Genomic DNA, 20,658 nt, shown 5'->3' with positions numbered 1-20,658 from the left:
TGCCGCACAACCTCGCCGCTTGCATGTTTCAAACATGCAACGCGGGTTAACTCCTCGGCAACCTAAACCCGATACGAACATGACAGATCGAATTGCACGGAAGCACTGTCGTTCGGTCGAGTGAGTAGCGTAGCGTTGCGTTGAGCGTATCGATGTTAGTTCTGCGTCCCGGTCCGAAGGGCGCGCGTGTCGCGTCCTTCGGAATCGGTCTCTGCGTCTTCGCTCTGATGCCGACAGAGACCGGGTATCAAGACATCGCTTCTCAGCTCGCCCGCCAGCCGGGCGTCGCCGAGCGCTGGCAGAAGCGTGTGTTCTCGGCTGCGGCCTCCGTTCAGGTCGCCACCTACAGCTTCGGGCTTCCGATCGGAACCTCGACGCCGCAGGGCGGCATTCGCCTGGCGAGCCTCAGCGGCCGCGGCCTCGACATCACCGGCAGCACGACGCCGCGCAATCCGGCGCTGCAGGTGCCGCCGCGCTATCAGTCCTCCGATTTTCCCAAGGTCGATCGCACGCTGAAGGGCGATCGTCTCGTCGTGCGTCCGCCGACGCCGGCGCCATCGAGCGAGACCGCCGAGCCCGTCGAGGCCGCACCGACGGAGCCCGCGCCGTCAGCGCCGGTCACGCCCGATTCGAACTCATCGGTGTTCGGCGCCAAGACAAGCGAAGCTCCGACTGAAGCGCCGGCGCCGCGCGCTGCACTCGATCCCGAATTGCAGGAAGCGTTGAGCGCGCCGCCGCTGTCGCAGTACGACGCTTCCAAGCCGGACGCGCGTCCGTCGGGCGAGCTCAAGCCGGCGACCGACGCGCCGACCGACAGCGCTTCGGGCGTCGACGGCCTCAACATCAAGACCGCGAATCTGTATTTCGGCACGACCTCGCTCGGCGGCGTCGCCGGCAGCATGGAAACCTGGCAGCCGGGCGAAGCGCCGCTGATCGTGATGCCGGATCCGGACCTCAAGCCGATGGCGGCGTTGTCGCAGCCTGCGGAGGATCTCGCCAAGGACCTCACCAAGGACCTCACCAAGTCCGGCGACGGCGGCGAGAGCATCGCGCCAAAGGGCGAGGTCAACACTGACAATCAGCGCGCGCGAACTCCGGCGGAGCGCCTGGGCCTCACCGACGACAAGGCGCGCTTCAAGTCCGAGAAGTGCCTCGCCGAAGCCGTGTATTTCGAATCCCGCGGCGAGGCCGTGCGCGGGCAGATCGCGGTGGCGCAGGTGGTGCTGAACCGCGCGTTCTCCGGCTACTATCCGACCACGGTGTGCGGCGTCGTCTACCAGAACAAGTACCGCCACTTCGCCTGTCAGTTCACCTTCGCCTGCGACAACGTTGCGGATGTGGTTCGCGAGCCCGAGATGTGGGACCGCGCCAAGAAGATCGCCAAGGCCATGCTCGACGGCCTGATCTGGCTGCCCGAGGTCGGCAAGTCGACGCACTACCATGCCTATTGGGTGCGGCCATCCTGGGTCGCCGAGATGAAGCGCATGTACAAGTTCGGGGTCCACACCTTCTATCGGCCGAAGCGCTGGGGCGACGGCAGCGACGCGCCGAGCTGGGGCACGCCGCAACAGACCGCGGCCATTTCGGCCGAGCTCACCGAAGCCGCCAAGAGCGAAGCCGAGATCAATCCGAACTGGACGCGGCGCTAGTTCGACCTTCGCGCTATGCGCTGAGCGACCGCGGCAGCCGCGCCGGCGGCCGCGCCGCGAGTTCATCGGCGATCTCGCGCGCGGCGGCGAGCGTGGTCATGGTCCGCTGCGCGAAGCTCGGGTTCTCCGCTGGGCAATCGGCACGGCAATGCGCGCCGCGGCTTTCGCGCCGGCTCCAGGCGGCGGTCGCGATCAGCAGCGCCGCCGTCGCCATGTTGCGCAGCGCCGGATCGACGCTGTCGCGCTCGAGCTTCGCAATCGTGCTGATGGCCTCGGCCAGCCCTTCCTCGTCGCGGATCACGCCGACCTGGCTGGTCATGATCTCGCGCAGCATCCGGATGTTCAGCGTGGAATCGGCGCCGGCGGGCTCCGCGAAGGCGACGTGTTGCAGGGCAGGGCAGGTCGCAAAGGCGCGGCCGGAGATGTCGTCGGCGATCCGGTTGGCGAACACCAAGGCGGAGAGCAGCGCGTTGCCGGCAATGTGGTTGGCGCCATCGGTGGCGGTCGCGGCCGTTTCCCCCGCCGCCCACAGCCCGTCGATGGAGCTGCGGCCGCGGCGATCCACCGCGATGCCGCCCATGTGGAAATGCGCCGCCGGGGCCACCGGAATCGGCTGCCGGGTCGGGTCGAGCCCGGCAGCCGCGCAGGCCCGGTGCAGCATAGGATAGCGCTCGGCGACATCGTCATCGAGCACGTCTCGCGCATCGAGGAACGCGCCGCGTCCGGCTGCGATCTCCGCCAGGATGCCGCGCGCGACCGTATCGCGCGGCGCGAGATCGACTAGCGGATGGCGCGGCAGCATGAAGCGCTGGCCGCGCCGGTTGACCAGGATCGCGCCGGCGCCGCGCAGGCTCTCGCTGATCACCGGTGACGGCTGATGCCCCGTCATCATCGCCGTCGGATGGAACTGCACGAATTCGGGGTCGGCGATCACGGCGCCGGCGCACGCGGCGACGGCAAGGCCGGTGCCGTTGGCGTGGTCGGGATTGGTGGTCGCGGCGAACAGATGTCCGACGCCACCGGTCGCGAGCACGACCGCCCGCGTGGCCATCACCACCGGCGCGGCCGCATTGTCGCCGGTCTTGCGCAACTGCAGGCCACAGACGGCGCCGCTCTCGGTCAGCAACGTGTCGGCGACATGTCCCTCGATCACGCGGATCGATGGCGTCGCGCGCACGGCCTCGGTCAGCGCGGCAATTATGGCCTGTCCGGTGAAATCGCCGCGGACGCTGAGGATCCGCCGCGCCGCATGCGCCGCCGCTCGCGACGTCGCCAATCCGCCTTTAGAGTCACGATCGAACGCAACGCCGAGACTCAGCAGATCCTCGATCCGGGCGAGACCGTCGCGAGCGAGCTCAAGCGCAGCGACCTCGTCGACGAGTCCGCCGCCGGCGGCAATCATGTCGGCCGCATGGAACTCCGGGCTGTCGCCAGGAGAGACGGCGGCTGCGATGTCGGCCTGCATGGTAGCGCCGAACGCCGGCTCGCCGAGCGGGGTCGCGGAGATCAAGATGACCGGCTGCGGTGCGAGCTTCAGCGCGCAGAACAGTCCTGCAACGCTGGCGCCGACGATCACGACTTCGCCCGTCGTTTCGATCTGGTCGTGGTCCATATGCTGTCCAAATTCCACATTCGGTGCGCATATGTATCAAGCTACCAGTTAGCTCTTCTTCAGAGACATCCGTCGCTGTTTACAGGTGTTTGGCGACAAATCGCGGCCGTTCTGATGGTCGCTCCCGCGCAGCGTGAATCATCGTCGCTCACTCGCGCATCGCGATCGAAATAGTCCCGCTATAATGACGCGCTGCATGAGTTTCAGCGATGGAACCTCATCAGGATGACGCGATGTCATGATGCGACGCGTCATCGATTTTTTTCATGGCTGAGTTCCTGCTTTTGAGCTTGGGAGTTCAATGCAAATGCATTAACCCCTGAGGATGCGCCGACGATGCGCAGCGCAGCAGGGGAGGACCATCCATGTCGATACAGGCAGGCGATCTCGGCACGGCCTCCCGCAGCCAGGGCTGGCGCACGCCGCTCGTCATCATCGTCTGCGGCTGCGCGATTGCGCTTCTCAGCTTTGGTCCGCGCTCCAGCCTCGGCTTCTTCGTGCAGCCGATGAGCCGCGAATTCGCCTGGGGCCGCGACGTGTTCGCGCTCGCGGTCGCCGTGCAGAACCTGCTGTGGGGCCTCGGCCAGCCGCTCGCCGGCGCCATCGCCGACCGCTTCGGCGTCATGCGCGTGATCTGCGTCGGCGCGTTGCTCTATGCCGGCGGGCTCCTGATGATGCGCTACGCGACGTCTCCGCTGTCGCTGGATATCGGGGCTGGTGTGCTGGTCGGGTTCGGCCTGTCCGGCTGCTCGTTCAACCTCATCCTGTCGGCCTTCAGCAAGCTGTTGCCGCCGGAGCGGCGCGGCCTCGCGCTCGGCGCCGGCACCGCCGCCGGCTCGCTCGGTCAGTTCCTGTTCGCGCCGTTCGGCGTGGCGCTGATCGACCAGTTCGGCTGGCAGAGCGCGCTGATGGTGTTCGCGACGCTGATGTTGTTCATCCTGCCGCTGTCGCTTGCAGTGGCGACGCCGCCGGCAGCCGAGGCCAAGCCGACCGAGGCCGAGCAGCAGTCGTTCACGACGGCGCTGATGGAGGCGTTTGGCCACCGCTCCTACGTGCTCCTGGTCCTGGGCTTCTTCACCTGCGGCTTCCAGCTCGCCTTCATCACCGTGCATCTGCCGGCGTTCCTGGTCGATCGCGGCCTGTCCGCGCAGACCGGCGGCTGGGTGATCGCGGCGATCGGCCTGTTCAACATCATCGGCTCGCTCAGCGTCGGCTGGCTGCAGAGTCGGCTGCCGAAGCGCTACATCCTGTCCTTCATCTACTTCACCCGCGCGCTGGCCACGCTCGCCTTCATCTCGTTCCCGGTCACGCCCGTCACGGCGATCGCATTCGGAGCGGTGTCGGGGCTCGCCTGGCTCTCCACCGTGCCGCCGACGTCCTCGCTGGTCGCAATCATGTTCGGCACGCGCTGGCTCGCCACGCTCTACGGCTTCGCCTTCGTCAGCCATCAGGTCGGCGGCTTTCTCGGCGTCTGGCTCGGCGGCATCGTGTTCGAGCGCTATGGCTCCTACACGCCGATCTGGTGGCTCTCGATCCTGTTCGGCGTGCTCTCGGCGCTGATCAACCTGCCGATCGTCGAGAAGCCGGTGGCGCGGGCGGTGCCCGCCACCTGAGTTGCACGTCCGATCCGATCGGCTAAACATGGCTGAAACTTCAAGAGCGCAGGGAGTGCCGCTGTGGGAACGTTCAAGGCGATCCGGATCGACAAGGCCGACAAGGGGACCACGGCCGCACTGACGCAGTTCGACGAAGCCGAGCTGATGGATGGCGACGTCACCGTCAAGGTCCAATGGTCGGACTTGAACTACAAGGACGGCCTGGCGCTGACCGGCAAGGCGCCGGTGGTGCGCCGCTTCCCGATGATTGCGGGCATCGATTTCGCCGGCACGGTCGAGCAGTCCAGCCACCCGCAATGGAAGCCCGGTGACGCCGTCGTCTGCACCGGCTGGGGCATGGGCGAGACCCATCTCGGCGCCTACGCCGAGAAGGCTCGCGTCAAGGGCGACTGGCTGGTCGGCCTCCCGCAGGGCCTTTCGGCCCGCGACGCCATGGCGATCGGCACCGCCGGATTCACCGCGATGCTCTCGGTGCTCGCGCTGGAGAAGCATGGCTTGACGCCGGCGAGCGGGCCGGTGGTGGTGACGGGCGCTGCCGGAGGCGTGGGCTCGGTCGCGATCGCGGTGCTCGCCAAGCTCGGCTACCACGTGATCGCCTCGACCGGGCGCCTCGCCGAGGCCGATTATCTCAAGTCGCTCGGGGCCGCAGAGGTCATCGACCGCCACGAGCTGTCCGGGCCGGCCAAGCCGCTGGCCAAGGAACGCTGGGCGGGCGGCGTCGACAGCGTCGGCTCGAACACGCTGGCCAACCTGCTGTCGATGACCAGGTATGGCGGCGCCATCGCGGCCTGCGGCCTGGCCGCCGGCATGGACCTGCCGTCCTCGGTCGCGCCGTTCATCTTGCGCGGCGTGTGCCTGCTCGGTATCGATTCGGTGATGTGCCCGCTGCCCGCCCGCAAGGCCGCCTGGGCGCGCCTCGCAACCGACATGGATCGGTCAAAACTGGCTGAAATTACTCACGAAATCGCCCTGGACGAGGTCGCCTCGCTGGGCCCCCAGATCCTCGCCGGCCAGGTTCGCGGCCGGACGGTGGTAAGAATATCCTGAGGATGTTCAGACTTTTCAAACCATGCTGCTCCATTGTTGCCATGGTTGGTATGGTAAGCATGGGGTAAAGATACCGCCTTACCCGCTGCGTGGGGTTAAGTGGGAGTTTGATACATGCTCGGGCGTTTTTTGCTGGGGACCCTGACGGCAGGCGCCGTCGTCGCGCCTGCGGTTGCGGGATCGATGACCGCCGACGAGGCGCGCAAATTCGTCGCCGGAAAGGTGTTCGCCTTCACCTGCGTTGACGGCACCCGTGGCGCAGGTCGCCTTCTCGACGACATGGGCGCTGCCGGCGCAGTGCAGTTCTCGGGCTCGGGGCCGGTGCGTCACATCCGGCTGCCCGGCAACACGCTGCAGATTCGCGGCCAGAACGTCTGTGCCTCGATCAAGGGCATGCCGTTCGAGCCGTGCTTCAACCTGGACAAGAAGGACGACCGCAGCTTCCGCGGCTCGGTTTCGGGTCTTGGCGCCTTTGCCTATTGCGACTTCCAGCATCAGGGCGGCGCCACCATGCTGATGGCGCGCGCGGTGGCGCGTCCTCGCGGCTCGCGTGCAGCCGCGCCTGCCGCTGCAGATCCGGCGCATACGGAAGTCGCCGCGCGGGTCGAGACGCCGCGCGTGGAGCGCAGCAAAGTGGAACCGGTGAAAGCGGAATCCGCGAAGCCTGACAACAGCAAGTCCGAAAACGCGAAGGTTGATGCCGCCCCGGAGTTGCGCCGCTCGACCGATTAGTTGTTAGTTCACGCATCCTTTGAAAAACCCGGCGCCGATTAACATAGATCAACCTGTTTTAGGTCGAGCGCACGATAGGGGTCATTGCGCCGTAATCGTACGGACCGCTTGATTCATGCCTCGGTAGCGACTCACGTTGCAGTTTCCGACCGGGGGGGTGGCCCACGAGAAAGGGTCGTTAATGTCGCTTTACTTCTTTCGGATCAGTCAGGGCCGCTATTCCGGCGCGGCTGATCAGCCTTATGAGTTCGCTAACCGGGAGACCGCCTGGAACGAGTTGACGGCCGTCTGCTCGGACCTGATCGGCGGAATCTCCAAGACGCTGCAGCAGGGGGCCGAGTGGCAGATGGAGCTGCTCGACGAAGCCAAGCAGCCGGTGTTCCGCATCCGCCTCGTCTCCGAAGCGGTCACCTGATGTCGTTGCCGAGACTATTCGCCCGGGTCTGATCCGGGCCTGTGGTGTCTCGCCGACGTTCCTCCAGATTGCAGCATTTGCGCCTGAACGCGGCATGCGGTCAGGCCGATCAGCCCGGCAACGCCGGTGCATCCAGACGCGGCGTCTCGTCGTCGCGTCAGCTTGGGCGTGGTGGCATCTCGAACCATCCCCCGCGTTGCGCGTGTTCGCCGGCAAGCAAATTCAGACTGCATCTTGCCGCCGCGCAACTATCAGCGTCTCAGCAAGACATCGCGTCTCAAGCAGCTGATTGCTGGCCCGTGTGTCGCGGCAGCGCGCGCTTTCTGGTTGCAGATTAACTCGCCCTTAAAGATCGCTGGCATACTAGAAGTTGAACGATCAGTCCGACGCGAGATCGAAGGTGTTGCTGAGTGCGATACCTCCACTGGTGTCTTACTACGCCCGGTGCAGCGACACCGGTGACAGAACACCGCGCAGTCAGCGCCGGTGTGCATTTTACATGCATTGTCAGTAGTCTTACGGGCCCGGAATTAACTTCCGATAAGCCTGTTTCGCGCCCAATGACACTGTCAGAGCCGAATGAGACCTCGCTGTTTCCGAGGCTCCCGATTCTCTGACCTCGATGCCGCGCAGCGCAGCGCAGACCTGAATGTTCGGGCCGTCCTTGGCGCTGCGAGAAGGCGGCCGAACGCGCAGTCAGCTGGGGTCATCAGTGTCACAATTGTCCATTCGTACGAAGATCATTTCGGTCATCGCCTTCATGCTCGTCACGATGTGCGGCCTCGGCGCGCTTGCGGTGATCAGCATGCGGTCGATCAATGCCAATACGGTCGACATCGCGACCAACTGGCTGCCGAGCGTGCGCGCGATCGGCGAGCTCCGCTCCGACATCAACCTGCTGCGCATCGCGCTGCGCGCGCATGTGATGTCTGACACCGCCGAGACCAAGCAGGCCGCGGAGAAGCGCGTCAACGGCATTCTCGAGACCATCAACAAGGACCGCGCGACCTACGAGCCGATGATCACCTCGGCCGAGGAGCGCACGATCTACAACAACTGGGTGCAGGCCTGGGAGAAGTACGTCGTCGCGATCAAGCAGGTGATGGACGAATCCAACAAGAGCGTCGGCAAGATGCCGCGCGAGGCCACCGAGTTGCTGGAGAAGTCGGCCGCGGCGATCGCTCGTGATGCCGACAAATATTTCATCCAGGACATCGAGTTCAACAACAAGGGCGCCGAGAACGCAACGCGCCAGGCAGCCGAGAGCTTCTCGCGCGCGATCTGGCTGGTCCTCTCGATCATCGCCGCCGCCGTCATCGCCGGCGTCGCCGTCGGCGTGTACCTGGTGAAGAACGTCTCGCAAGGTATCGCCTCGATCATCAAGCCGATGCAGGAACTCGCCAAGGGCGATCTGAGCGCGGAGGTGACGCATCGCGGCGAGCCGACCGAAATCGGCGCGATGGCGGATACCTTGCAGGTGTTCAAGGAAGCGCTGATCGCCAAGAAGGAAGCCGACGAGCACGCCGCTGCCGATGCGGAGGCCAAGATCGCGCGCGGCCGCCGCGTCGACAACATCACGCGTGAGTTCGAGGCCACCATCGGCGAGATCGTGCAGACGGTATCGTCGGCGTCGACGGAGCTCGAGCATTCCGCCGGTGCATTGTCCTCGACCGCGACGCGCTCGCAGCAGATTTCGACCGCGGTGGCTGCCGCATCGGAAGAAGCGTCCACCAACGTGCAGTCGGTCGCGTCCGCCACCGAGGAGCTGTCGTCCTCGATCACCGAGATCAGCCGTCAGGTGCAGGAATCGGCCCGCATGGCGACCGAGGCCGTCGACCAGGCGCGCTTGACCAATGATCGCGTCGGCGAGCTGAGCAAGGCGGCGGCGCGCATCGGCGACGTGGTCGAGCTGATCAACACGATTGCCGGCCAGACCAATCTCCTGGCGCTGAACGCGACGATCGAGGCCGCCCGCGCCGGCGAAGCGGGACGCGGCTTCGCGGTCGTCGCCTCCGAGGTGAAGGCGCTGGCCGAGCAGACCGCCAAGGCGACCGACGAGATCGGTCAGCAGGTGTCGGGAATCCAGGCGGCCACGCAGGAATCGGTCGGCGCCATCCGGGCGATCTCCACCACCATCGAGCGGCTGTCGGAGATCTCCTCGGCGATTGCTGCTGCCGTGGAAGAGCAGGGTGCGGCGACGCAGGAAATCTCCCGCAACGTCCAGCAGGCCTCGCAGGGCACGCAGGAGGTCTCCTCGAACGTCGTCGACGTGCAGCGCGGCGCGGCGGAGACCGGCCAGGCGTCTGCGCATGTTCTGTCTGCGGCACAATCGCTGGCGACTGACAGCGATCGCTTGAAACGCGAGGTCGCAAGCTTCCTGGCGTCGGTCCGCGCAGCCTGATACCGCAGCGGCGTTTGCTGTTGCTGGAATTTTAGTAGGACGTAGTTCAGCATTAACGGAAGTTTACAGACAAAGCGGCAAGCTGCTTCTCGGCAGTTGCCGCTTTTTTCGTTTCGCAGCGGTGCCGGCCGCGCAATGGTGCTGTGGCCTGGATGACACGACCGGTTAGCGAGACGATTCTCCCGGAGGATCAGGACGTGTCCAAGCTTTCCATTCGTTTCAAGATCATCTCGGTGATCGCATTCCTGCTGGTCGTGATGTCCGGCCTGGGCGTGCTGTCCCTGCGCAGCATGCGCACGATCAACGAGCGGACCGTCGACATCGCCACCAACTGGTTGCCGAGTGTGCGCGCGCTCGGTGCGCTGCGCGCCGACATCAATGTTTACCGGCTTACGTTGCGCGCTCATGTGATGGCTCAGTCGCCCGAGGCGAAAGCCAGCAACGACAAGCGTATGGCCGATACGCTCGCCAAGGTGAAGAAGGACATCAAGGTCTACGAGCCGCTGATCTCCACCGCCGAGGAACGCGGCATCTACGAAGCCTGGACGCGCGCCTTCGATACGTATTTGGCTGAAGCCGAGAAGGTGCTCGACGTCTCGCGCAAGAGCGTCGGAAAGCTGCCGGACGACGTCGAGGCCCTGTTCAAGCCGACGGGCGTTGCCTCCACCGCATCGGAAGAGCTGCTGCTGAAGGCGATCGACTACAACGACAAGGGCGCGGAGGCGGCCACGCGTGAGGCGGCCGATGGCTATAACAGCACCTTCTGGGTCGTGACCTCGATCATTCTCGCCGCGATCGCCGCCGGCATCGCGGTCGGCTTCTATCTCGTCCAGGACGTCTCCTCCGGCATTGCCTCGATCATCAGGCCGATGCAGGCGCTCGGTCAGGGCGATCTCTCGGCCGAGGTGCCGCATCGCGGCGAGCCGACCGAGATGGGCGCGATGGCCGACACCTTGCAGGTGTTCAAGGAGGCGCTGATTGCCAAGCGGGACGCTGACGCGCTCGCCGCGCGCGACGCCGAGGCCAAGATCGAGCGCGGCCGCCGCGTCGACAACATCACGCGCCAGTTCGAGACCACGATCGGCGAGATCGTGCAGACGGTATCGTCGGCCTCGACCGAGCTCGAGCATTCCGCCGGCGCGCTGTCATCGACGGCCTCGCGCTCGCAGGAGATCTCGACCCAGGTCGCCGCCGCCTCCGAGGAAGCCTCGACCAACGTGCAGTCCGTGGCCTCGGCCACCGAGGAGCTGTCCTCGTCGATCACCGAGATCAGCCGCCAGGTGCAGGAGTCCGCGCGCATGGCGCAGGAAGCCGTGTCGCAGGCGCGCCAGACCAATGACCGCGTCGGTGAGTTGTCCAAGGCCGCCGCGCGCATCGGCGACGTCGTCGAGCTGATCAACTCGATCGCCGGCCAGACCAATCTGCTGGCGTTGAATGCGACCATCGAGGCGGCGCGCGCGGGCGAAGCCGGCCGCGGTTTTGCGGTGGTCGCATCGGAAGTGAAGGCGCTCGCCGAGCAGACCGCCAAGGCCACCGGCGAGATCGGCCAGCAGATCGGCAGCATCCAGGCCGCGACGCAGGAATCCGTCGGAGCCATCCGCGACATCTCCGGCACGATCGAACGTCTCTCGGAGATCTCCTCGGCGATCGCGGCGGCGGTCGAAGAGCAGGGCGCGGCGACCCAGGAGATCTCGCGCAACGTCCAGCAGGCCTCGCACGGCACGCAGCAGGTCTCTGCGAACGTCGCCGACGTGCAACGCGGCGCTGCGGAGACCGGCCAGGCGTCGACGCATGTCCTCGGCGCCGCCAAGTCACTGGCCACCGACAGCGACCGGCTCAAACGCGAGGTCGCCTCGTTCCTGCAGTCGGTGCGCGCGGCGTAACGCTCAACCCGCAGGCTGAGCCGGCGGCGCCTGCTGTTGCCGCCGGAACAGCACCTTCTGGTACAACCAGCCGATCGCGACCAGCACCAGGCCGAGGCCGATGAAGGACAGCGCGCGCCACACGCCGGTCAGCGCCGACATGTCGACCAGGAAGGCCTTCAGGATCGTCAGCGCGATCACGATCGCCGATGCGAGGCGGGCGCGTTGCGATGACACGACCACTCCGATGCCGAGCAGCACCACGCCGAAGCCGAGCCACGCAATCGAGTAGGTGTACTGCTCGGCCGCGCTGGTGACGCCGCTGGTCAGAACCGGGCCGTGATAGATCCGGCGGATCTCCAGGCTGACATAGGACAGCGCCATGATCAGCGCGCCGGCGGCGAGCGTGTTGCCATAGGCCGGCGGGCGCCGGCCTGCGACCGCGTAGGACAACAGCAGCATCAGCACGGCCGGGAAGGCGTAGGTCAGGATCAGGATGTTCAGGAGCCGGCCGCTGATCGCGTCGTCCGAGACCATCGGGTTCTCGAACAGCAACAGCCCGAGCACGGTGGCGCCGCCGGCAAAGCCGGTCAGGATCACGGCGCCGACATTGTGCACGATGCTCTGGCTGCGCTCGCGCAGCCGCTCCAGCCCGATCGCGAGCGCCAGCGCGACGCAGACGTCGAGACCGATCTCGGCGAGCGACGGCACGGCCAGCATGTCGCCGTCATTGACGGCATGGCGGATCTCCAGGAACGCCAGCAGCGTCGTGAACAGGATCGCGGTGGCCTCGACGGCGCGCAACGGCGCGTCGTCGCCATAGCGGCGCATCAAATAGCTCGCGCCCCAGAACGACGCGGCGGGCACGCCATAACCCCACAAGAGCCAGTTGAGGATCGGCGTGGTGCCGACATCGGCACCGACGATGCGCGGGTCATAGCCAATCCGGAACACGACGAGCCCGGCGAACACCGCGGCCAGCGTGCGCAGGAACGGGATCGGCCGGTTCTCGAAGATCCAGGCGGTGCCGAGCGACATCAGCGCCAGCGCGATCGTCAGCCAGCCCTTCTCCAGCGCAAAGGTCAGCGCCAGCGCCAGCGCGCCAAGCGTGCCGGTCGCGAACAGCGCGATCGAGGCCGACAGGCCCGGCCGCTCCTCGCGCCGCGTCAGGAGCTCGGTCGCGGCGGCAAAGGCGGCCGCAAGCACGACCGCGAGGATCGCGAACGGGATCGAGCGGTCGAGATGGGCGATGCGCGCATAGAGCGCGACCAGCAACGCGATCGGCGTGAACACGCCGGCGGCCGACCACACCACGGGCACGACCGGATTGTGCGCGCGCCCCTGCGCCAGGAAGCCGGCGCCTCCGAAGCCGAGCGCGACGATCGCCGCCGTCACCAGATGCGATGTCACGGAGGCGCCGAGCGGGTCCGGGCCCATGCCGGGCAGCGCGCCGCCGGGCAGCACCAGCAGCTCCGGATTGTCGCGCAGCGCCCATTCGGCGAACACCAGGAACACCGTGCCGGCCGCTGCGGCAACCGCACCGGTCGCACTCGGCGCGCGCCATGCCACCGCGAGCGTGGCCGCGATCAGCACGGTGAAGCCGATCAGCGCCAGGCCGTCATGGAAGCTCGCCAGCACGATCAGCATCCCGCCGAGCAGATAGACCGCGAGCCCCACGGACGAGATCGGCTCGATCTCGTCATTGTCGGCCGCGGGACCGAACAGGAAGCCGCAGACGACGATCATTGCCGCCAGCGCGAAGCCCACGACGACATGGAAGACATGCGGCGCCACCGTCTCGACGCCGGCATCGAGGCCGGGCAGGGTCCACAGGAACGACAGCCCGATCGTGGTCATCGCGAGCCAGCGCCACAGCCGCACCCGCGCCAGCGCGAAGGCCGCCGCGGTGACGATCGCGAGATAGATGTACAGCGCCCAGTAGTTCGGCTGTCCGGTCGAGACCAGCACCGGCGTGGTGAAGGCCGCGACCAGGCCGAGACCGGCCAGCGCCGGGCCGTGCAGCAGCGCCGCCGCGAGCGTGCCGAGCGCGACGACGCCGAGCAGCACGAAGGCGATCGCCGGCGCCAGGAAGTCATACAGCGCATAGGCTGCGTAGATCGTGGCGAAGGCGACCGCCGTGCCGGCGGCGGTGAGGATCGCCGGGATGTTGGCGATCGGCAGCGCCGCGATCTGCGAGATGCTTTCTCTGCGCCGCGTCCATTCGCCGGCCGCCAGCAGCGCTGCGGCGAACAATGCGCCGAGCGCGACGCGCACCTCGGGGCCGACCAGGCCGGCCTCGATCGAATAGCGCACCATGAAGAAGCCGCCGAGCGCGAGCGTCAGCCCGCCGATCCACACCACCCAGCGGGTGCCGATGGTCTCCTCGAAGCCGGCCTGCGCTTGCGGCAAGGGCGGGACGAGCGGCGGCGGCTGATCGGCCGCCACGTCGCTCGTGATCGCCGCAGCCTGCAGGGCAGGCTCGGCGACCTCCGGAAGCGGCGGCGGCACCGACGGGGCTGCGGCGGGCTCCTCGAACGGACGGAGCGACGGCGCGGCTGCCTGCACAGCCATGCGGGGAGCCGCTTCCAGCCTGCTGAGCCGGGCCTCCACCTCCGTCAGTCGAACGGAGGTTTTTCGGGCGACGATGAGCGCCGCGAACGCGATCAGGAGGGCAATCCAGTCCAGAGGCCAGTCGAACATCCCGTCGCAGTCCTGAAATCGATGGCGCCCGCCGGCGTCATGGGAGAGGGAACAGAGGGCCTGCCAGGCCCAGGGGCGCAGCGAATCGACCGACGGCCCACGCGTGCCGTCACGATGGCTGCAGTTCCTTGAGTGTCAAACCGCGGGAGGGAAGTTCAAGCCGCGCCGGTATGACGCTACTCGGCGCATCGGAATCGGCAGCTCATTCCAGGTCGATGCGGAAGGGCTGGCTGTCGACCATCATCGCGCCCGGGCCGATTGCGTCCAGCGCGCGCACCATGCGGCCCTGGCGGCCTAGGGCCCGGTCGGCGAGGCTGACGATGAGGCGGTTGGGGGAGGCGATCGGCGAGGCCTGGCGGATCGCCCAGGCGATGTCGAGTTCGTCGCGCTGCGGGTTGAGCGCGCAGGCGGCCGCAAACGCGCTGGCGGTGGAGCGGCTGATGCCGGCATAGCAATGGATGACCAGCGGCGCGGTGCGGTCCCAGCCGCGCACGAACTCCAGCACCTGGGTGACGTGATCGTCGTTCGGGGCCATGAAGCCCGGCAGCTGCTCGGTGATGTCGTCGACCGAGACCCGCAGATGGTTCTCGGGCCGGATGCTCTCCGGCCGCTGCACCTGCTCGACATTGGCCATGATGGTCAGCACGTGGCTGGCGCCGGTCAGGCGCACGGTCTCGGGCAAAGCGGCAAGTGGGCAGACGTGGATCATGATGAGCCTTTGGACGCCCGATTATACGAACGGCGACACAAGGGCAAAAGCGCGTTTTGGATGTCAGCTGTCGGGCGGGCGCATATGTCCCGCCCCGGCGCAGGCGCGCATCAACGGGTGTTCTTGAGCTGCCGCAGCTCCTGGCGGACCAGATGCGCCTTGCCCTCGATCTCGGCGTTGAGCCGCTCGATGTGGTCAACCAAGCCGTCGCGAACGCCGTCGCGCCGCGATGGCGAAGGATGCAACGGTTGCCTGGCCGCGGTCTCCGCCCAAGGGCGGCGCAAGAGGAGGGCGTAGACGGCCACCATCGCGGCGACCACTAGCGGCATGCTCAGCGCATAGATCTGGCCCGTTGTCATCGGAGCCCTCCAAGGACCCATTGTCCCACCAAATGTAGGAGCAAACCGGCCATGAAGCAAATCGGGGCCGAGACGTAGATCAAGGTCGGATCGGTACTTTGCGGCAGGAAACCATAGATTTCCTGCCCGATGGGCACGAACGCGCCGACCGAGACGATGGCGGTCGCCAGGGTGTTTGCCCAGTTGGCCAACAGCTTCAGGCGCTCGTTCTGGCGTTCCTCCGGCGTCAGCGGCATCTCAGCACGACCCCAGCACCAGGTTGAACCGCGTCAGGAACCGCTTCTCGGCCTTGGCCGCGCTCCATGGCGTCAGGTACTCCGTCACGGTCGCCTCCGGCAGGCCGGGGTCGCGGCCGAACAGCTTCTTCGCCTCGCTCTCGGAGAAGCCGGCAAGGCGAGTGGCCTCCAGATAGGCCGCGCCGCGGTCGGCCGCCTTGATCTGGCGCTCGATCTCCGGCGCGAGCTCCGCGGGCAGGCCGAAGCGGATATGGATGGCGCCGAGCAGCCGCTTCTCGACGGATTTGTAGCTGCCGCCGAGCACCGCCTTGAACGGCGAGATCATGTCGCCGATGACGTATTCCGGCGCGTCGTGCAGCAGCGCGGCGAGCCGCAGCTTGGCATCGATGTTCGGCTTCTTCGCGCGCATCACGATCTCCACCAGCAACGTGTGCTGCGCGACGGAGAAGATGTGCGCGCCCGACGTCTGGCCGTTCCAGCGCGCCACGCGCGCCAGGCCATGGGCGATGTCGACGATCTCGACGTCGAGCGGCGAGGGATCGATCAGGTTGAGCCGCCGGCCGGACAGCATGCGCTGCCAGACGCGGTCCTGCCCGCTTGGGGACTTCTCGGTTGTCATTTGGGAGGTTTGAGGCGCGGGGCGCGGCGCTTGCCGCTGCAGGTCTCGTGGCAGAAGCAGGTGACGAGATGGTCGTTGACCATCCCGGTCGCCTGCATGAAGGCGTAGACGATCGTGGGGCCGACGAACTTGAAGCCCCGCGCGGACAGCTCCTTGGACATCTTGATCGACAGCGGCGTCGAGGCCGGCACGCTCGCGGTGGTCTTGAACTGGTTGACCTTCGGCGCCCCGTCCATGAAGCCCCACAACAGCTTCGAGAAGCCGGGGCCCTTGTCCTGGATGTCGAGCCAGGATTTCGCGCTCAGGATGGCGCCCTCGATCTTGGCGCGGTTGCGGACGATGCCGGCATCGTTCATCAGCGCGAGGATCTTCTTGTCGCTGTAGCGTGCGATCTTCTCCGGCTGGAAGTCGTCGAAGGCGCGGCGGAAATTGTCGCGCTTGCGCAGGATCGTGATCCACGACAGCCCGGCCTGGAAGCCGTCGAGGATCAGCTTCTCATACAGCGCACGGTCGTCATATTCCGGCACGCCCCACTCGGTGTCGTGATAGGCGACATAGAGCGGATCGCTGCCCGGCCAGGGGCAGCGCGTCAGACCATCGGGATGGATGACCGCAGCGCGACCCATATCGGCGGCTCAGGCGACCGTCTGCTTTGGCGCGCCCTGCAGCGCGTCGGGATCGGCAATGCGCAGAGTGAGACCGCCCGCCGTCAGCGGCGTGCCGGCCTCCATCGCCTCGGCGACACGGTCGATGCGCACCAGCGCAATGCCCTTCTGCTGCGCGGCCGAGCCCATGGTGCCGATGCTCTTCTCGCCGGCGAGAATCGGCGTGCCCGGCTCCGGGCTCGGACCATCGAGCACGACCTGCGCGGTGCGCGTGCGTGTCGTGCCGCGATGATGCATGCGGCTCACCACCTCCTGGCCGACATAGCAGCCCTTGCCGATGTCGACGCCGTGCAGCCGGTCCATGTTGGTCTCGTACGGAAACGCATCGCCATACATGAAGTCGAGCCCGCCGCGCGGCACGCTGCACGCGATGCGATGCGCCTCGTAGGCGTCGGCATCGACGATCTCGGCGCCGAGCTGCGTCGCGATCGTCGTGAGCGCATCCTGCGACGCAATGACGCGCGCGCCGAGACGCGCGTGACGCGGATCGGTGAAGCTTTGCTCCGGCATCGTGCCGACAGCGCCATCCCAGACCGCGATCACGCCCAGCTCTGCGGAGAGGTTGCTGACCGCGACCTTCGCCCTGAGCTTGTAGACGTTGAGCTTGTCGGTGAGCGCCTGCGCCAGGGCGCGGGGAACGTCGAGCAGGAAGCGCTCGCCGCCATCGCTCGCCGGCACCTCGGTCACCAGAAAATCGATGATGATCTTGCCCTGCGGCGTCAGCAATGCGCCGAACCGGGCGTCGCCCGGAACGAGCTTGGTGACATCGGTGGTAACCAGACCGTTGAGGAACTTGCGTGCATCGTCGCCGCTGACCTGGACCACGCCCCGGTCGTCGAGAAACGTCGCTTTCATCCGAAAAACCTCTTGCGACACGCCGCACTGAAACGTAAGCCGCCCTGGCATAAACCACAAGGCTGAAACGCCGCACTGCGGTGGCTTCATCCTAAAGATCGAGACATCGGCCGCCTCTGAGACCAGCAAATGGGCAGACGCGCAGCATGTTCGATCTGTCTCCGATGAATGCGGAGAATGAAATCCTAGAGGGGTTCATGAGCCAGCGGTTCGACGTCATTCTGAAATCCGGCACCGTGGTCAACCAGGACGGCGAGGGTGTCCGCGACATCGGCATCAGCGCGGGGCGCATCGTCGAGATCGGCGATCTCGGCGCGGCCTCGGCGGCCGACATCATCGACTGCAAGGGCCTGCATGTGCTGCCCGGCGTGATCGACACCCAGGTGCATTTCCGCGAGCCCGGCCTGACCCACAAGGAGGATCTCGAAACCGGCTCGCGCAGCGCCGTGATGGGCGGCGTCACCGCCGTGTTCGAGATGCCCAACACCAATCCGCTGACGGTCACCGAGGAGGCGTTCACGGCCAAGATCGAAGCCGGCCGCCATCGCATGCATTGCGACTTCGCCTTCTTCATCGGCGGCACCCGCGAGAATGTCGAGCAGCTGCCGGTGCTGGAGCGTGCCGAGGGCTGCGCCGGCGTCAAGGTGTTCGTCGGCTCCTCCACCGGCTCGCTGCTGGTCGAGGACGATGACTCGCTGCGCCGCATCTTCCAGGTGATCCGCCGCCGCGCCGCCTTCCACGCCGAGGACGAATACCGACTCAACGAGCGCAAGGGCCTGCGCGTCGAGAACGATCCGCGCTCGCACCCGGTATGGCGCGACGAGGAGGCGGCGCTGCGCGCCACCCAGCGGCTCGTCAATCTCGCGCACGAGACCGGCAAGCGCATCCACGTGCTGCACATCTCGACCAAGGAAGAGATCGTGTACTTGCGCGACCACAAGGACGTCGCCACCGTCGAGGCCACGCCGCATCATCTCACTCTGGCGGCACCGGAGTGCTATGAGCGGCTCGGCACCTACGCGCAGATGAATCCGCCGGTGCGCTCCGCCGACCATCGCGACGTGATCTGGTGGGGCGTCCACCAGGGCATCGTCGACATCCTGGGCTCCGATCACGCGCCGCATACCGCCGAGGAGAAGGCCAGGACCTATCCGGCCTCGCCCTCCGGCATGACCGGCGTGCAGACCTTGGTGCCGATCATGCTCGACCACGTCAACGCCGGCCGGCTGTCTCTGCAACGCTTCGTCGACCTCACCAGCGCCGGCCCGGCCCGCATCTACAACATCGCCCGCAAGGGCCGCATCGCCGCCGGCTACGACGCCGACCTGACGATCGTCGACCTCAAGCGTAGCGAGACCATCACCAACAAATGGGTCGCCTCGAAAGCCGGCTGGACCCCGTATGACGGCGTCCGCGTGACCGGCTGGCCGGTCGGCACCTTCGTCCGCGGCCAGCGCGTGATGTGGCAGGGCGAGCTGCTGACGCCAGCCACGGGCGAGCCGGTCCGCTTCATGGAGACGCTGCGGCCGTAACGCGCGCTGTGTGTTGTTAGGTCGCTCGATCCTCGCTCAGGATTGAGCGGGCGTGGTCAGCGAGACGCTGTCAAATACAGTGCCCTCTCCCCTTGTGGGAGAGGGCATGTACGGCGCATCCTCAAGCTCGGTCGGGTGAGGGGTTTCTATCGGCGTGCCGCGCTTGCGGAGACATACCCCTCACCCAACCGAGTAAGTTGATAGTTCGGAGATGCCCTCTCCCACAAGGGGAGAGGGCACTGTATCGCACAGCGCTGGTGACAGAGAGTCTCGCGCCCCGCCGCAACTCATCCGAACAGCTTGTCGATGTCGTCCTGGGAAATCGCCACGCCCGTCCGCTGCGGCCCGTTGAGCAGGCTCGGCGCGCTCGGAGCGGTGAGCTCGGCGGCCATCCGCGCCAGCTCCTCCTTGCCCCAGATGCGGACCAGGCGGTTGATGTGGTCCTCCATGAACTTCAGCGACTTGACCACGCGCGTGATCCGCTGCCCGGTGAGGTCCTGAAACGCGCAGGCCTCGAACACCTTGTTGGTGCTGTCGACGATCTCGTCGCAGACCGCCGCGGTCGCCGGGTCCTTGACGCCCTGCAGCTTTCCGACGCTGGCGCTGATCGACTCCATGCTTTCGAGGATCGTATTCCCGGCGGCTTCCGTATTTTCCACGATCGCGTCGAGGGTGTCGGTCATCGACGCGAAGCTGCCCTTGTCGCCCTGAAGAGCGGCGAGCTCGCGCCGCATGCTGCTAATGTTGCCGAACATCTCGACCAACAGCGTCTTCAGCATCCTCTCTTCTTCCGGCGCAATCATCAGAAATCCCCGACTTTTCCCTAAACGTTTCCTTAACCAGAGTCTTCACGCGGCAGTTTCAAGCTCCGCCTGCTCGTCCGTGACGGCATTTCGGATCTTGGTCCGGCGATGACCAGGTCGCGACACGGCTATCGAGTTTTCGCGTCAGCTCGAACCGGTACTGTGGTCAGGTCGGTGAAGATCAGCGACCTAGTTTTTCCCAATTTTGTTAAGGGCGGATGTTCATGCCGCCCAAGGCGATTGAATGGTGAAGGATTTCTGACGTGACTTGGCGGCGTTCGAAGAGGGTGCCTTCACGCGCCGACCTCGCGGCCCAGATGATAAGGATGGCAATATCCGGGTTCACCAATGCCGCGCGTAAGAACCCGGATATCGGCCGCGCTCACCCGCTTTCGCTTTCGATCGGGACTTGTGTGAGGCAGGCCAAAGGTCGTCCATTGACCTATCTCCGATCGTTTGGTCATCGTGGGCAGTGCCGCTCGATCAGCGAAGGTACGCAGTCGGATGGGGGGAGGTCCGCTTTTGCCCCTGGTGAGGTCCCTTTTGCCCCATAGTCGAGATCAGAACAGCATCGTGGCAATTTGACACGATCTATTTGCAGTTTGCATAGCGCCTGCGCTTATGCAGGATGTGGACGCGAAGATTTGCGATCGGTCTCGCCGGAGACAGGTGATGGGCAGAGATTTGGTAAGATGCATTATCTTCGGAGTCTTTGGACCAAGCCTTGGTCTGCTCACCTTCGTCGTCGTCAATCGCGGTAGCGTAAGGGATCTGGGTTTAGACACCCTCCTAATCGCGCTTCTATTTGTCTATTTGAATGGTCTTGTTCCGGCTCTAATCGCTGCT

At 66.1% G+C, this 20,658-nt stretch carries 17 protein-coding genes; 8 read left to right on the top strand and 9 right to left on the bottom strand.

What is annotated here, in order from left to right:
* Window positions 1–152 precede the first annotated feature (152 nt).
* Window positions 153–1,649, top strand: a complete 1,497-nt coding sequence (locus BRAD285_RS23560; protein ID WP_035645372.1) for a cell wall hydrolase — start codon at window positions 153–155, stop codon at window positions 1,647–1,649.
* Between the two features lie 13 nt (window positions 1,650–1,662).
* Here the strand turns inward: BRAD285_RS23560 and BRAD285_RS23555 are convergent, their stop codons facing one another.
* Window positions 1,663–3,261, bottom strand: a complete 1,599-nt coding sequence (locus BRAD285_RS23555; protein ID WP_035645375.1) for an L-aspartate oxidase — start codon at window positions 3,259–3,261, stop codon at window positions 1,663–1,665.
* Window positions 3,262–3,626: 365 nt separating this feature from the next.
* On the opposite strand from BRAD285_RS23555, the gene BRAD285_RS23550 reads away from it, so the two are divergent.
* From BRAD285_RS23550 to BRAD285_RS23525, 6 genes are all read left to right on the top strand, one after another.
* The gene (locus tag BRAD285_RS23550; protein ID WP_006610686.1) at window positions 3,627–4,874 is read left to right on the top strand and encodes an MFS transporter; all 1,248 of its coding nucleotides are present in this window, start codon (window positions 3,627–3,629) and stop codon (window positions 4,872–4,874) included.
* 63 nt (window positions 4,875–4,937) lie between these two features.
* A complete protein-coding gene (locus BRAD285_RS23545; protein WP_006610687.1) occupies window positions 4,938–5,924 on the top strand; it encodes an MDR family oxidoreductase in 987 nt (328 codons plus the stop codon).
* Between the two features lie 114 nt (window positions 5,925–6,038).
* The gene (locus BRAD285_RS23540) at window positions 6,039–6,656 is read left to right on the top strand and encodes a hypothetical protein (protein WP_006610688.1); all 618 of its coding nucleotides are present in this window, start codon (window positions 6,039–6,041) and stop codon (window positions 6,654–6,656) included.
* Window positions 6,657–6,837: 181 nt separating this feature from the next.
* Window positions 6,838–7,071 (top strand): hypothetical protein, encoded by a 234-nt coding sequence (locus BRAD285_RS23535; RefSeq protein ID WP_006610689.1) that lies wholly within the window; start codon window positions 6,838–6,840, stop codon window positions 7,069–7,071.
* Window positions 7,072–7,783: 712 nt separating this feature from the next.
* Entirely contained in the window at window positions 7,784–9,472 is a 1,689-nt protein-coding gene (locus BRAD285_RS23530) for a methyl-accepting chemotaxis protein (protein ID WP_006610690.1), read from the top strand.
* 152 nt (window positions 9,473–9,624) lie between these two features.
* Window positions 9,625–11,355 (top strand): methyl-accepting chemotaxis protein, encoded by a 1,731-nt coding sequence (locus BRAD285_RS23525; protein WP_371507223.1) that lies wholly within the window; start codon window positions 9,625–9,627, stop codon window positions 11,353–11,355.
* Window positions 11,356–11,358: 3 nt separating this feature from the next.
* Here the strand turns inward: BRAD285_RS23525 and BRAD285_RS23520 are convergent, their stop codons facing one another.
* The 7 genes from BRAD285_RS23520 to BRAD285_RS23490 all read right to left on the bottom strand — a co-directional run bounded on the left by BRAD285_RS23520 (window position 11,359) and on the right by BRAD285_RS23490 (window position 17,477).
* The gene (locus tag BRAD285_RS23520) at window positions 11,359–14,034 is read right to left on the bottom strand and encodes a DUF2339 domain-containing protein (RefSeq protein WP_006610692.1); all 2,676 of its coding nucleotides are present in this window, start codon (window positions 14,032–14,034) and stop codon (window positions 11,359–11,361) included.
* A gap of 202 nt (window positions 14,035–14,236) precedes the next feature.
* A complete protein-coding gene (locus tag BRAD285_RS23515) occupies window positions 14,237–14,743 on the bottom strand; it encodes a tyrosine phosphatase family protein (protein ID WP_006610693.1) in 507 nt (168 codons plus the stop codon).
* Window positions 14,744–14,853: 110 nt separating this feature from the next.
* The gene (locus tag BRAD285_RS23510; RefSeq protein WP_035645397.1) at window positions 14,854–15,102 is read right to left on the bottom strand and encodes a hypothetical protein; all 249 of its coding nucleotides are present in this window, start codon (window positions 15,100–15,102) and stop codon (window positions 14,854–14,856) included.
* Window positions 15,099–15,338, bottom strand: coding sequence for a hypothetical protein (locus tag BRAD285_RS23505; RefSeq protein WP_006610694.1), 240 nt, complete (start codon window positions 15,336–15,338; stop codon window positions 15,099–15,101). The genes BRAD285_RS23510 and BRAD285_RS23505 overlap by 4 nt, the downstream gene beginning before the upstream one ends.
* Window position 15,339: 1 nt before the next feature.
* A complete protein-coding gene (locus BRAD285_RS23500) occupies window positions 15,340–15,957 on the bottom strand; it encodes a YfbR-like 5'-deoxynucleotidase (protein WP_006610695.1) in 618 nt (205 codons plus the stop codon).
* Window positions 15,954–16,583, bottom strand: a complete 630-nt coding sequence (locus tag BRAD285_RS23495) for a DNA-3-methyladenine glycosylase I (protein WP_006610696.1) — start codon at window positions 16,581–16,583, stop codon at window positions 15,954–15,956. Before BRAD285_RS23495 ends, BRAD285_RS23500 begins: the two co-directional genes overlap by 4 nt.
* Window positions 16,584–16,592: 9 nt before the next feature.
* On the bottom strand, window positions 16,593–17,477 hold the full coding sequence (locus BRAD285_RS23490) for a folate-binding protein YgfZ (protein WP_006610697.1): 885 nt from the start codon (window positions 17,475–17,477) through the stop codon (window positions 16,593–16,595).
* Window positions 17,478–17,674: 197 nt separating this feature from the next.
* Between BRAD285_RS23490 and BRAD285_RS23485 the strand changes: the two genes are divergently transcribed.
* On the top strand, window positions 17,675–19,009 hold the full coding sequence (locus BRAD285_RS23485; protein ID WP_006610698.1) for a dihydroorotase: 1,335 nt from the start codon (window positions 17,675–17,677) through the stop codon (window positions 19,007–19,009).
* Between the two features lie 287 nt (window positions 19,010–19,296).
* Here the strand turns inward: BRAD285_RS23485 and BRAD285_RS23480 are convergent, their stop codons facing one another.
* Window positions 19,297–19,812 (bottom strand): protein phosphatase CheZ, encoded by a 516-nt coding sequence (locus tag BRAD285_RS23480; RefSeq protein WP_006610699.1) that lies wholly within the window; start codon window positions 19,810–19,812, stop codon window positions 19,297–19,299.
* Window positions 19,813–20,658: the final 846 nt, after the last annotated feature.

Origin of the sequence: Bradyrhizobium sp. ORS 285 (assembly GCF_900176205.1) — a bacterium.
In the GTDB taxonomy this organism is placed as follows: Bacteria; Pseudomonadota; Alphaproteobacteria; order Rhizobiales; family Xanthobacteraceae; genus Bradyrhizobium.
Note: the sequence above shows the minus strand (reverse complement) of the source record. Positions and strands in the feature narration are given on the sequence as shown.